A 12,919-nucleotide genomic window follows, 5' to 3' on the forward strand; every position below is an offset into this window, starting at 1 on the left:
CGATCGGATCGAACAGGTCTGTCAGCCTCACACTGCGCATGAATTCTCTCTAATGCGGGGCAGGGCGCGGATTTGCGAGCTGTCCCCGGATAACCGTTGCCGGACAGGGCCTTACAACCCGGAACGCGAACGGACTCAAGCGTCCTGCCTCAATTCGCCGGGCTGTGCAAAGCATTTGTCAGCCTGCCGCAGCCTGTCCATCCTGTCATGAGTCTGGCAAGACTTTGTTCATCCTGTTGCGAAAGGGTCCGCGCATGTCGATCCGGCCATTCATCGCCATCATCATGCTTGCCGTGATGGGCCTGTTCGCCGCTGTGCCCGCCACGGCGCAATCGCGCTATTTCAAGGACGCTGTCCCCTATCCGCGCCTCAAACCTGCGCCGATCAAGCCGTCGACGTTGCCGTTAATCGTTCTCGATCCCGGCCATGGCGGGCGCGACCCCGGCGCGATCGGGCAGAACGGTCTGCAGGAAAAGACGGTGACGACATCGGCCGCCAACGAGTTGAAGCGTCTGCTGGAAGCGACGGGCCGTTATCGCGTTGTGTTGACGCGTAACAATGACAGCTATGTCGAGCATGACAACCGCATCCGGATCGCGCGGGAGCGCCAGGCGGACCTGTTCATTTCCATTCACGCCGATTCGACCTCTGGCCGCAACGTGCGCGGGGCGTCTGTCTATACGCTCGCGGACCGCGCGCGGAACCGCAGCCGGCGAATCGTCAACAGCCAGAACTGGATCATGGATGTCGATCTGGCCGAACAGACCGATCCGGTCGGCGACTTCCTCGTCGATCTCGCCATGCGCAGCACGGAGAGCCAATCGGAAGCCTTCGCCGACATCCTGCTGTCCAACCTGGAAGGCCAGACGCGGCTGGTCGGCAATTCCCACCGCCGGGCGGGCTATTTCGTGCTTCTGGCGCCCGACGTTCCGGCCGTTCTGCTGGAACTCGGTTTCCTATCCAACGCACAGGACGAAAAGCTGCTCAAGACCAAAGCGCATCGCGACAAGCTGATGCGCGCCGTCCGGCTCTCCATCGATGAGTATTTCTCGGTGTCGCGCCGGAGCGGTTGACCTTCATCTGCAAATAGCCGGTCTTAGACCTCGACCTCGCCATATTTCCCGCTACACGGGCCATCGTGACCGAAACTGTCGAACATATCATCGCTGACGAGACGCCGCCGCGCACGCGACTGCGCGATGCGCTCTGGTTCAGGATCGCCAAATGGGTCGTCATCGTCGGCGTCGTTCTGGGCCTGATCGCGGCCGTCATTCTGACGGTCTGGACCATACGCGCGACCGAAGACCTGCCCAGCGTCGAGACGCTGTCCGAATACAGGCCCCCGGTCATGAGCCGGGTCCATGCCGGGGACGGCAAGCTCATCAGCGAGTTCCGGACCGAAGCCCGGGTCTTCGTGCCGATCGAGAGCGTGCCGCTGCAATTGCAGCAGGCCTTCATCGCGTCCGAGGACAAACGGTTCTTCCGTCACAATGGTTGGGACCCGATCGGGTTGACCCGGGCGGCTCTGACCGCCCCGGGCAAGAAGATGCGCGGCGAGCGGATCGGCGGCACGTCCACCATCACCCAGCAGGTGGCCAAGAACTTCCTGGTCGGGAGAGACTATTCGATGAAGCGGAAGGTGCGCGAAATCTTCATCGCCCGCCGCATGGAGAAGGCCTTCACCAAAGGCGAAATCCTCGAACTCTACCTGAACGACAACTATTTCGGCCGGGGCGCGTATGGCGTGGCGGCCGCCGCGCTCAATCATTTCGGCAAGGAGATGGACGACCTGTCCATTGGCGAAATGGCCTATCTCGCTCTGGTCGTGAAAGGCCCGGCCAATTACGAATTGGACGATCCCCGCGAATATGCGGCGGCCAAGCAGCGCCAGCGCTACGTCCTCGATCGCATGGCTGAGGACGGCTATATCACCCAGGCCGAAGCTGATGCCGCCCATGCCGAAGAGCTGGTCTGGACAGACAGGCTGTCGGGGGCCGAATATCTCGCGGCCGAATACTTCGTCGAAGAGGCCCGCAAGCAGATCTTCGCCATGTACGGCTCGGACGAGCTCTATTCGGGCGGGCTGTCGATCCGCACCACCCTGGATACGGACATGCAGCTGGCCGGGCGTCGCGCGCTGCGGCGCGGGATCGAGCTGCTGGACCGGCGCATGGGTTGGCGCGGGCCGCTGACGACGTTCGAGACTTTGGGCGACTGGGCGGAGCAGCTCGCCGCCTTCGATGCCCCGAACGATATCGGCGACTGGCGCGTGGCGGTCGTGCTGGAACGCAGCCAGGAAACGGCCGAACTGGGTTTCGTGGTCGAGACGGATGAAGACGAAGTCCGGACGGAAACGGGACGGCTCGATCTGGAGGACGTGTTGTGGGCCGGACGGGCGCGCGACAATGGCCGCAAGGGTCCGGCACCCACATCGCTCGAAACCGTGATCGAACCCGGCGATGTCGTGCTCGTACAGGCGCATCTGGAAAAGGACGGCGCCTATAACCTGCGCCAGATCCCCGAAGTGAACGGCGCGCTGATCGCCATGGATCCGCATACCGGACGGGTGAAAGCCTTGATCGGCGGTTACAGCTTCGACCAGAGCGAATTCAACCGCGTGACACAAGCCTATCGGCAGCCGGGATCCAGTTTCAAACCCTTCGTCTACGCGACGGCCCTGCTCGAAGGCTATACGCCGTCCACGCAAGTGCTCGACTCGCCTTTCGTCATCCCCAAGTCGGACGGGCGCTGCGTGAGCAACGAACTCGGCGTGCTGGAGCGGCGCGGCGCCTACCGGGCGCGTCAGAACGGCTCGGGCGGCGCGCCGGCCCGCCGCGACCAATGCGAACGTTTCTACAAGCCGCAGAATTTCGATGCCGGGCGCTATTACGGTCTGTCCACGCTGCGGTTGGGAATCGAGAAGTCGCGCAACGCCATGACCGTGCGCCTAGCCAACGATGTCGGCATGGAGCCGATCATCAATCTGGCTCAGCGGTTCGGCATCTACGACAATCCCCGTCCGGAGCTGGCTTGGTCGCTCGGGGCCGGGGAGACGAACCTGCTTCGCCTCGCCACGGCCTATTCGATGATGGTCAATGGCGGGAAGCGCGTCGTGCCGAGCATTCTGGACCGTGTCCAGGACGGACAGGGCAATACGATCTTCCTGAATTCGTCTGTCGCCTGTCCGGAATGCCGGCAGGACGACTATACGGGCCAGGCACCGCCGGTCCTGCCCGACGCGCGTGAACAGATCGTCGATCCGATCACGGCCTACCAGATCACGTACATGATGATCGGCGCGGTGGAGAACGGAACCGGCGCCAAGATGCGCGCCCTCGGCCGACCGGTCGGCGGCAAGACCGGCACCACGAATGATTCGAAGGACAACTGGTTCATGTCGTTCACGCCGGACCTCGTCGTCGGCGTCTATGTCGGCAAGGACACGCCGGAACAGATGGCCAACGAGACGGGTTCGTCCTCTGCCGTTCCCATCGTGCTCGACTTCATGACCGAAGTGCTGGAAGACGAACCGGTCGTTCCGTTCCGCATTCCGGACGGCATGACCATGTCTCCCGTCAATCGCAACACGGGAACTCCGAGCTTCATCGGCGCGCCGAACGTCATCCTGGAAGCCTACCGGCCGGGGACCGAGCCCAAAGTCGGCAGCCTGGACACGACTATCCGGATCGGCAGCGGCGACGATACGTTCGGATCGAACTTCTTCGGCGACGGCGAGGAGATCCTCGATGACGGCACCCCTGACGGCTTCCTGCCCGATCAGGACGCTCCGGCCGTCGACCCGCTTGCGGAAGCGTTTCCTATTCCCAATATGCCGACTCCCCGCCCGACCGACCCCGAACCCAAGCGGGATCTGGAAGACGGGCTCTATTAGACCGAGGGTATGATTGATGCGGGCTGACATCGAACAGCTGAAATCCGAAATCGAGCAGTCCGTGGAACTGCTGAGGAGGCGTCTTTGACTGGGAAACCAGTGAACGCCGCTTAGCGGAACTGAACGCGCTCGCGGAAGATCCGTCCTTCTGGGACGACGCGCAGAAAGCCCAGAAACTGATGCAGGAGCGCTCGCGCCTCGAAGCCGCGTTCGACGCCATCAACACGATCACAACCGATCTGTCCGACAATGTCGAGTTGGCCGAGCTGGCCGAAATGGACGACGATACGGACCTGCTGGACGAGTCGGCCAAGGCCCTGGCCGTCGTCAGCGAAAAGGCCGCCAAGGCTGAGCTGGACGCGCTGCTGTCCGGCGAAGCGGACGGCAATGACTGCTTCGTCGAGATCCATCCCGGGGCGGGCGGCACGGAGGCCCAGGACTGGGCCGAGATGATGATGCGCATGTATTCGCGTTGGGCCAATGCGCGCGGCATGAAGGTGGACGTTCTTGAAACGTCCGACGGGGACGAGGCGGGCATCAAATCCGCCACGTTGAAATTCAAGGGCGACAATGCGTTCGGATGGATGAAAACGGAGTCCGGCGTGCACCGCCTGGTCCGGATCAGCCCTTACGATTCCAGCGCCCGCCGTCATACCAGCTTCGCCAGCGTCTGGGTCTATCCGGAAATCGACGATTCCATCGAGATCGAGATCAATGAGTCCGACTGCCGCGTCGATACGTACCGGGCGTCGGGCGCTGGCGGGCAGCATGTCAACAAGACGGATTCAGCCGTTCGCATCACCCATGAACCGACCGGCATCGTCGTGCAGTGCCAGAACGACCGCAGCCAGCACAAGAACAGGTCCCAGGCGTGGGACATGTTGCGGGCGCGTCTGTACGAGAAGGAATTGCAGGACCGCGAAGCGGCGGCCCAGGCCGAAGCCGATTCGAAGTCCGAGATCGGCTGGGGCCACCAGATCCGATCCTACGTCCTGCAACCCTACCAGATGGTCAAGGACCTGCGGACCGGAGTGGAAACGTCCGATACTCAAGGCGTGCTGGACGGCAAGATCGACGAGTTCATGGCGGCCGCGCTGTCGGCCCGCGTCGGGGACGATGCGAACCCGGCATAGAAAAAGGCGCCGTAACGGCGCCTCGCTGCTCGCTCTCTGATCGGGATCAGGCCGATTTCTTGGCGGCCGCCTTGACCGGTTCGGCCGCCTTGATCGGCGTCGGAGCGGCGGATTTGCGATTGCACTTGCCGTCCAGGAAAGCGCCGTTCGCCACCACTAGCTTGTCCTGGACCAGATCGGCCTGGACGTTGGCCGTCTCGGCCAGTTCGATGCTGGTTGCGTCGATCTTGCCCGTGACCTTGCCGCGGACGAGGACGACCGTGCTGACGATCTTGCCGTTGACGGCTCCGTGCTCGCCGATCGTGACCTTGCCGGCCGAGATGTTGCCGTCGAGACGTCCATCGATCTGCACTTCGCCATCGGTCTTGATGTCGCCGGTGATCAGCAGATCCTGGCTGAGCAGGGACGGGACGGAGGCGGCGCGATTCTGACCTGGAGCGGTGCTGGCCTTCCGCGGCGGGATGCTATCGGATTGAGACGACGACCCGCCGGAAGACTTAGTGAACATGACGCCCTGCCTTGATGAATGTCTGGGGGTCGAAGGCCTGGCCTTCGAAACGCACCTCGTAGTGGAGATGCGTCGCTGTGCTGCGACCCGTTGATCCCATGCCCCCGACCTTGTGGCCTTGTTGCACGGTCTGCCCCCGTTTGACATGCAATTTCTTCAGATGCGCGTAACGCGTTGTGAAACCGTGGCCGTGGTCGATTTCGACCATGTTGCCGTAGCTGCCGTTCCACCCGGCCTTGGTGACGATGCCGGGCGCCGTGGCCAGAATCGGAGCCATGGATCCGCTGATGAAATCCAGCCCGCTGTGATGGGTCGGCCGCTTCGTGAAGGGGTCGCGTCGGACGCCGAAACGCGACGTCATCATCGCGGTCGTCTTGACGGGATGGCCCAGAGGCATGGCGTCGATGACCTCGTTCAAGGCTTCGGCTTCGTAGAGGCGGGCCTCGATGGCTGTCAGCCGGGATTGGAACTGGCCTTCCACAAGTGCCGCTCCGGGGCCGTCGAGCGGTATATAGGGACCGCCTTGGCCTTGCGCGCCCGCCTGGATGACGCGGTCCGGATCCATCTGAGTGGAATCTATGAGAGCCCGTTTGAACGCGATCGTGTCGAGCAATTCGGCTTCGGCGGAAATGAGAATGTCGTTTTGCGTGTCGTCCAGGGAGGCGAGGGAATTATCGATCGGCAGACCCGTCGCGGCGTCCTGGCTGGGGATGCGGCTGCGCCGCGCGACGCGGTCTTCGCTGTCGCGCAAGGTTGGCGCCATCAGGATTTCGGCTTCGGCGAACTGGATGACCGGTTCCTCGCCAAGGCTGAGGATCGTCTCGTTGCCGGCCAGTTCGGACAGGATGTTGTGCTTGGCCTCGATGCTGGCCGTCATGGCTTCGAAATTCTCGCGCTGTTCGGTCAACAGCAATTCGGCGTTCTGGATCTGGGCCTGGCTTTCGGCCAGCTGGCGTTCGAAGGTCGTTTCCAGTTCGACGATGCGCTCATCCGTGTTGGCGAATGGAGAGCCGCCCAGCGCGATGTTGACCGCCGAAACCAGGCACCAGGCCAACATGATGAGAAGCAGGGTGACGAAGGAGACCTGCAGTCGCGTCGAAAGATTGTAATAGGTGACCTCGCCGCCGGACCGGAGATAGATCTGACGTTCGGGAAAAGTTCTGAGAGCACGCTTCCGCATGTCCCCGAATATATCGACAATCATGATTCCCCATCCGGCTTTGGAAGCTGTCATCTCTTACACCATAGGCTTATCCGGATCGTAAAGCCCTTTTGCCACCATACAGGGTTAACATCGCATTAAATTCGCGGCTGAAGCGTCAGTTCGTTATAATAAGTCAACTCCAGACCCGCCTCGTGACGGGCGTCATGGTTGAGCGGCGGCCGGATCACGCCGTCATAATGTTCAACAACCATGCCGCGGAAGAGATCGCGACAATCCAGTTGCCTGAAAGCGGCCACGTGTCGGAGCCATGTCATGCCCGTCGCGACATGGCCGATCTCCTCGCGGTAGATCACGCGCAACACATCCGCACTTTCAGTATCGCCTGCCTGCACGAGCTTGTCGATCATGCCCGGCGTGACATCCAGGCCGCGCGCTTCCAAGACGAGCGGGGCGACGGACAGTCGTGCCGCGATGTCGCCGCGCGTTTTCAAAGCGGCATCCCATAATCCGCCATGCGCCGGGAAATCGCCATAGCTGTGGCCGAGTTGTTCCAGCCGGTCCGATACCATGACGAAATGGCGCGCTTCGTCGTCGCAGACGGACGACCAGTCGCGGATGAAATCGCCGCGCCGGTCTGCGACTTCCTCGCACCGGCTGAACCGTGCGATCATGTCGGCGGCAAGGTCGATGGCGTTCAACTCGATATGCGCGATGGCATGCAACAGGGCTGCGCGGCCCTCCTCGCTGCCCAACTTGCGCTTGGCGAGCGAGCGGGCCGGGACGAGCCGGGGCCGGTCGGGTCGGGACGGCCGATCGGGAGGCGCGGCTGTCACGACCGTCGCACCGTCGCAGATGGCGGCATGCATGGCGCGGGCAGCCCGGGCCTTCCGCCACGGATCGCCTTCGCACAGGACCGATAGAGGGTCGGTCTTAGGCCGCATGGTCGCGGACGGCGTTCACGACCTTGTCCACATGGCCTTTGACGCGGACCTTGCGCCAGATTTCCAGAATCTTGCCGTCCGGGCCGATCAGGAAGGTCGAGCGCTCGATGCCCATATAGGTCTTGCCGTAGTTCTTCTTCTCGACCCAGACACCGTAATCTTCCAGCGTTCCGCCTTCTTCGTCCGAAGCGAGGCGGACATCCAGATCGTGCTTGGCGACGAACTTGTCATGCTTGGCGACCGTGTCCTTGGACAGGCCGATCACGGTCGCGCCCAAGCTTTCGAGTTCGTCTTTCGCGGCCGTGAATTCCTTGGCTTCTGTCGTGCAGCCCGGCGTGTCGTCGCGCGGATAGAAGTAGAGGACGACATGTTTCCCGCGCAAGTCCGACAGCGCCACGGTGCTGCCGCCGTCGCCGGGCAGCGTGAAATCCGGCGCTTCGTCGCCGACTTGAAGATGGGACATGGTCCGCCTTTCCAGATGATATTTCAGGTCACGCCATGACCCCGGTGCTGGACGCCATGGCGGGCCTTGTCTAGCGAAGGCCGCTTATGGCGGAGAGTCCGACATCCGACAAGGCGGCCGGCCCCGCCGATCCCGAGCGCGACGCGTCGGGGACGGTGAACCGTTGGTTGCGCCGGACCGGATACCGTGTCTTCCGCTTGGGCGGTGAGGTCGTCTCCATGGTTCTGGCGGGCGGCATCATCGCCCTGTTCTTCGCCGGCGGCCTCGTTTCCCGACAGTCCGCCGATCTGACACCGCTCAGGCCGACCTTCGAACGCTGGTTCTCGCAGAGCTTCGACGGGGCGAGAGCCGAGTTGGGAGACCTGCGTCTGGACTGGAATCCATCCAACGATACGGTGTCGTTCACAGCGTCCGACGTCGTGGTCTACGACCCGGACGGTGAAATCCTGCAGACCCTGGACCGGTTGAGCGCGACGACCCGCAAGACGGACATTGCGACACGGCGCGCCGTACTGAGGAACATAGAAATCATCGGCGGCGAGGTGACCTGGCTCGAACGGGCCGACGGCACGGTCGTTGCGGGTCTGGGAACGCCGAAGTCGGTCGGCGGCTTCGGCCCCGTCTTCCGCGGCACGGCCGCGGCGGGGCGCGCCAACCGGTTCGATTGGCTGGAGGCATTCGAGACTGTGTCGATGCGCGACAGCACGGCGCATGTCGTACGGGAGACGGACGGTCTCGACATCGTTCTGGATGTCGCAACCTTCGACGGGCTTCGCGACGGCGCGCTCATGCAGATGAACATGGTCGGCGACGTCAGGGCGCCGGACGGACCGGATGCCGGGTCGGTCCGCTTGGAAGTGGAAACGGAAGACGGGCTGGAAACACTCGCCTTTGCGATCGAAACGCACGATCTCGTGCCCAGCCGGATCGCGCCGTCCCGAGGTCGCTTGGGCGCATTGGCGGGTGTCGAAGTGCCGATCGATGTCACGCTCGAAGGTGTGAACAGCCGCTCGGCGGGCGTCGTCTCGGCAACCGTCGACGTCACGGTCGGCGCCGGCAGGATCGGCTTGGCGGGGCGTGAAGAGACGGTCGAGTCCGCCCGGTTCACGGCGTCGCTCGATCCGGGCGAAGAGGAAATGCGCGTCGAACGGCTGATGATCAAGGCGGATCATCTGAGCCTGGAGGCGCAGGGAGTCGTCCGCGAGATCGGACGTTGGAGCGACGGAGACATCGGTACGTCGCCGAAATTCGACCTCGACGTGTCGGATATGCGCCTGGATCTCACACCGGTCTTAGAAGCGCCGGTTCTAGTCAGCCGGGCGGATGTGGTCGGCGAGATCGATTTCGACACGCGCACTTTGACTCTGGACCGGTTGGATGCGCGCTTTCCCACTTTCGGCCTGGAACTGGAAGGCCGGATCGGCACGCAGGCGGACGGCCTGGAGCGGGTCGTGCTGCGGGGACGCAGCACGACGGCTTTGAGCGCGCCGGACCTTCTATCCCTCTGGCCGGTCGATGCGGCGGACGGGGCGCGGCGATGGATCGATCGTGCGGTTCTGGAAGGCCGAATCGATAATGTCGTGTTCGATGTGGATCTGGATGCCGACTTCTTCGAAACGCCGCGCCTGAATGCGGATCGGCTGCAATTGACCTTCGACGCCCATGACGGCGTCGTACGCTATATCAGCACGATGGACCCGTTGGTGGAAGCGAGCGGTTCGGGACGGATCGACGGCAACCGGTTCGGATTCGTGCTGGACTCCGGCCGCATCGACGATGTCGCCATCGTCGGCGCAGATGTGGACATTCCGCGCCTGACCCCGAAAGGCGGCGACATACTGATCTCCGCCGGCGCGCGCGGGCGGGCGCAGTCTCTGCTCGGTCTCGTGAACCAGCCGCCCTTCCGCTACCTCGACCGATACGGTGTCGATCCGGACGGGTTTGCAGGGGAGGCGGATGTCACTCTGAACATCAGGCGGCCCTTGCTCGAGCATTTCGACGAAGACCGCATCGAATACGACATTTCCGGCACGTTCACCGATGCTGCCGCGCCGTTCTCTTTCGGGCCGCACGCGCTGCACGATGCCGATGTGACCATAAAAGGCGGCAAGGACGGGCTGTTCCTGACCGGTCCGGCCAATCTGGGACCTTGGCGTGCCGATCTGGTCTGGGCCGAACGGTTCGGACAGAACGGCGAACCGACGCGTTACAGGCTGACCGGTCCCGTGAACCGCGAAACCCTGGACGGGTTCGGAATCGGTCTGCGCGAATATTTCGGCGGCGAGATCGGGATGGACATCGAAGCGAGCGGAACCGGCTTGACCATCGAAGCCGCGACCATCGATCTGGATTTCGCACAGTCCGAGCTGTTTTTGCCGGACCTGTGGTCGAAACCAATCGGCATGCCGGGATCCGCCAGTCTGGACATCGTCTGGCAGAACGATGGCATGGCCGTTCCCCGCGCGACCGCCGTGGCGCCGGGCCTGGATCTGTCGGGATCGGCAGCGTTCAAGTCGGGGTTTGCTCTTCGCGAGGCGCGGCTGGACCGCGCCCGTATCGACGGGTTCATCGACGGGCGCGTCCTGCTTCGGCGCGACGAGGCGGCGCAACGGCTGGCTGTGGAAGCCAGCGGGAACCGGCTCGATCTGACTCCTTTCGTCAAAGCGGCTTTGCAGGGTGCGGGGGGCGAAACCCCGGACTTGCCGATCTCGTTGGACGCGGCCTTCAACCAGATCGTACTGGGCGACGATTACGCCCTGGCTGAAGCCGCATTGACCTATCGGCACGATGGTCAGGCGGTCGACCGGTTTTCGCTCAAGGGCGACCGGCCGGCCGGCCGTCTGGTCGCCATCATGGACGACGCGCCGGGATCCGGGCGATCGGTCAACGTCGTCGTTCCCGATGCGTCCGCCATCGCCAGGTCGCTGCTCGGCCTGGAGGCAATCCGCGACGGCTCTTTGCGCCTTCAGGCCACGATGCCACCGGCCGGAGCGAAGGGTCCGACCATCGGCAGGCTCGTCGCGCGGGATTTCACGGTCATCCGCGCGCCTTTCCTGGCGCAGATCCTGTCACTCGCCTCGCTGACGGGCATCGTCGATACGTTATCGGGCAGCGGGTTGGGTTTCGACGCATTGGAATTCGACTTCGCGCTGGAAGACGGCACCCTGTCGGTGCGCGACGCCAAGTTGTGCGGTCCCGCCATCGGGATGACGGGCGAAGGCGATGTCGATCTGACCGGAAAGCATGTGGACTTCGGCGGCACGCTCGTGCCCGCCTATACGGCCAACTCGATCCTCGGCCACATACCGCTGCTCGGTCCGCTCCTGATCGGCCGGGACGGGGAGGGAGTGTTCGCCGTCACCTACTCGGTCGAGGGACCGTTTTCGGGCGCGCTGATCGCCATCAATCCGCTATCCGCCCTGACGCCCGGCTTCATCCGAGGCATCTTCCGCGAAAGTCGCGAAGACCTTCCGGACAGCGTCATGGACGAAATCGAATCGGTCAGGCCCGCGCCGACCGACTAGCCCACGGTCGCGCGCAGCAAGGCATGGCGCTTTTTCCCGACCGAAAGCTTGACGATCCCGTCATGGATGTCGCGGTCGCCGATGGAGGTTTCGTGGGACGCGACCGCATCGTCATTGAGCTTCAACGCGCCTGCCTTGATGTGGCGGCGTGCTTCGCCGTTCGACGCCGCCAAGCCAGCCGTGACCGTGGCGTTCAGAATGCCCATCCCGAGCAGCACGTCGAGCGTGACGTCGGTCGTCGGCAAGCCCTCCGCCGCGCCGCCCGCAAAAACCTCGCGCGCCGTCGCCTTGGCGGTCTGCGACGCATCCGCCCCGTGCAGCAAGGCCGTCGCTTCATCGGCGAGTTTGGTCTTGGCCGTATTGATATCCGCGCCTTCCATGGCTTCGAACGCGGCGATCTCGCTCAGCGGCATATCCGTGAACAGCCGCATGAAGCGACCGACATCGGCATCGTCCGTGTTGCGCCAGAATTGCCAATATTCATAGGGACTTCGAGTGAAGTCTTCGCCCAGCTCAGGATCGCCGTTCAGCCAGACGGCGCCGTCCGCCGTCTTCCCCATCTTGCCGCCGGACGCCGTCGTGATGAGCGGCGTGGTGAAGCCGAAGACTTCGGCGCCTTCCATGCGCCGGGTCAGATCGACCCCGGTCGTGATATTGCCCCATTGGTCCGACCCGCCGAGTTGCAGACGGCAGCCATGGCGGCGGTAAAGTTCGACGAAATCGTAACTCTGCAGCAGCGGGTAGTTGAACTCCAGAAAGGTCATCGGCTGTTCGTTCTCCAGCCGCCGCTTGACCGTGTCCATCGTCACCATCCGGTTGATCGTGAACTCCTTGCCGACCTCGCGCAGAAAATCGAGATAGCCGAGGCCGCCGAGCCAGTCGTCATTATCTACCATGATGGCGGCATTGGGACCGTCGAAGTCGAGGAATCTGGCAAAGACCTGGCGGATCCCGGCCTTGTTCGCTTCGATGGCGTCCTGCGTCAGGATCGGGCGCGACTTGTCCTTGTCGGTCGGATCGCCGATTTTGGTCGTGCCCCCGCCCAGCAAGACGATCGGCGTGCCGCCGCTTCGCTGCAGGATGCGCAGCATCATGATCTGGACCAGGGATCCGACATGCAGGCTCGGCGCGGTGCAGTCGAAGCCGATATAGCCGGTGATGCCGTCCGCCGCAGCCGTGTCGAGGCCATCCGCATTGGTGCATTGGTAGAGATAGCCGCGCTCCGTCAGCGTGGTCATCAGGTCCGATTTGTAATCCGTCATAGGGCGCGGCTTCTAATTGCCGCACGAATAG

The 12,919-nt window shown here is 63.3% G+C and carries 9 protein-coding genes; 4 read left to right on the forward strand and 5 right to left on the reverse strand.

Translation table 11 applies throughout. The features are described from left to right. The first annotated feature begins 254 nt into the window (after positions 1 to 254). The 3 genes from Q0718_RS00830 to prfB all read left to right on the forward strand — a co-directional run bounded on the left by Q0718_RS00830 (position 255) and on the right by prfB (position 5,025). Positions 255 to 1,073, forward strand: a complete 819-nt coding sequence (locus Q0718_RS00830; protein ID WP_298912027.1) for an N-acetylmuramoyl-L-alanine amidase — start codon at positions 255 to 257, stop codon at positions 1,071 to 1,073. Positions 1,074 to 1,138: 65 nt separating this feature from the next. Continuing rightward, entirely contained in the window at positions 1,139 to 3,892 is a 2,754-nt protein-coding gene (locus Q0718_RS00835; RefSeq protein WP_298912029.1) for a transglycosylase domain-containing protein, read from the forward strand. A gap of 16 nt (positions 3,893 to 3,908) precedes the next feature. Next, positions 3,909 to 5,025, forward strand: a protein-coding gene (gene prfB, locus Q0718_RS00840) for a peptide chain release factor 2 (protein WP_298912950.1) whose coding sequence is annotated in 2 segments (ribosomal slippage) — positions 3,909 to 3,977 and positions 3,979 to 5,025 — 1,116 coding nt in all. Because the reading frame shifts where the segments join, the coding sequence is not laid out codon by codon here. Between the two features lie 46 nt (positions 5,026 to 5,071). Here the strand turns inward: prfB and Q0718_RS00845 are convergent. From Q0718_RS00845 to bcp, 4 genes are all read right to left on the reverse strand, one after another. Further along, positions 5,072 to 5,533 carry a polymer-forming cytoskeletal protein gene (locus Q0718_RS00845; protein WP_298912031.1) on the reverse strand — a complete coding sequence of 154 codons (462 nt, stop codon included), beginning with the start codon at positions 5,531 to 5,533 and terminating at the stop codon, positions 5,072 to 5,074. Beyond that, the gene (locus Q0718_RS00850; RefSeq protein ID WP_298912033.1) at positions 5,523 to 6,767 is read right to left on the reverse strand and encodes a peptidoglycan DD-metalloendopeptidase family protein; all 1,245 of its coding nucleotides are present in this window, start codon (positions 6,765 to 6,767) and stop codon (positions 5,523 to 5,525) included. Before Q0718_RS00850 ends, Q0718_RS00845 begins: the two co-directional genes overlap by 11 nt. Positions 6,768 to 6,832: 65 nt before the next feature. After that, positions 6,833 to 7,639 (reverse strand): ferritin-like domain-containing protein, encoded by an 807-nt coding sequence (locus tag Q0718_RS00855; protein ID WP_298912036.1) that lies wholly within the window; start codon positions 7,637 to 7,639, stop codon positions 6,833 to 6,835. Then, positions 7,629 to 8,102 (reverse strand): thioredoxin-dependent thiol peroxidase, encoded by a 474-nt coding sequence (bcp, locus tag Q0718_RS00860; RefSeq protein WP_298912039.1) that lies wholly within the window; start codon positions 8,100 to 8,102, stop codon positions 7,629 to 7,631. Before bcp ends, Q0718_RS00855 begins: the two co-directional genes overlap by 11 nt. Positions 8,103 to 8,188: 86 nt before the next feature. Between bcp and Q0718_RS00865 the strand changes: the two genes are divergently transcribed. Next, on the forward strand, positions 8,189 to 11,626 hold the full coding sequence (locus Q0718_RS00865) for an AsmA-like C-terminal domain-containing protein (protein WP_298912042.1): 3,438 nt from the start codon (positions 8,189 to 8,191) through the stop codon (positions 11,624 to 11,626). Here the strand turns inward: Q0718_RS00865 and tyrS are convergent. Further along, positions 11,623 to 12,888, reverse strand: coding sequence for a tyrosine--tRNA ligase (tyrS, locus tag Q0718_RS00870; protein ID WP_298912045.1), 1,266 nt, complete (start codon positions 12,886 to 12,888; stop codon positions 11,623 to 11,625). The two genes, Q0718_RS00865 and tyrS, sit on opposite strands and share 4 nt — an antisense overlap. Positions 12,889 to 12,919 lie beyond the last annotated feature (31 nt).

It is taken from the genome of uncultured Algimonas sp., assembly GCF_947498175.1.
Taxonomy (GTDB): Bacteria; Pseudomonadota; Alphaproteobacteria; order Caulobacterales; family Maricaulaceae; genus Litorimonas.

Bases quoted from the DNA above. Each gene is read 5' to 3' on its own strand.
- Q0718_RS00830 (WP_298912027.1), top strand. From the start codon at position 255: ATGTCGATCCGGCCATTCATCGCCATCATCATGCTTGCCGTGATGGGC.
- Q0718_RS00845 (WP_298912031.1), bottom strand. From the start codon at position 5,533: ATGTTCACTAAGTCTTCCGGCGGGTCGTCGTCTCAATCCGATAGCATC.
- Q0718_RS00850 (WP_298912033.1), bottom strand. From the start codon at position 6,767: ATGACAGCTTCCAAAGCCGGATGGGGAATCATGATTGTCGATATATTC.
- Q0718_RS00855 (WP_298912036.1), bottom strand. From the start codon at position 7,639: ATGCGGCCTAAGACCGACCCTCTATCGGTCCTGTGCGAAGGCGATCCG.
- bcp (WP_298912039.1), bottom strand. From the start codon at position 8,102: ATGTCCCATCTTCAAGTCGGCGACGAAGCGCCGGATTTCACGCTGCCC.
- Q0718_RS00865 (WP_298912042.1), top strand. From the start codon at position 8,189: ATGGCGGAGAGTCCGACATCCGACAAGGCGGCCGGCCCCGCCGATCCC.
- tyrS (WP_298912045.1), bottom strand. From the start codon at position 12,888: ATGACGGATTACAAATCGGACCTGATGACCACGCTGACGGAGCGCGGC.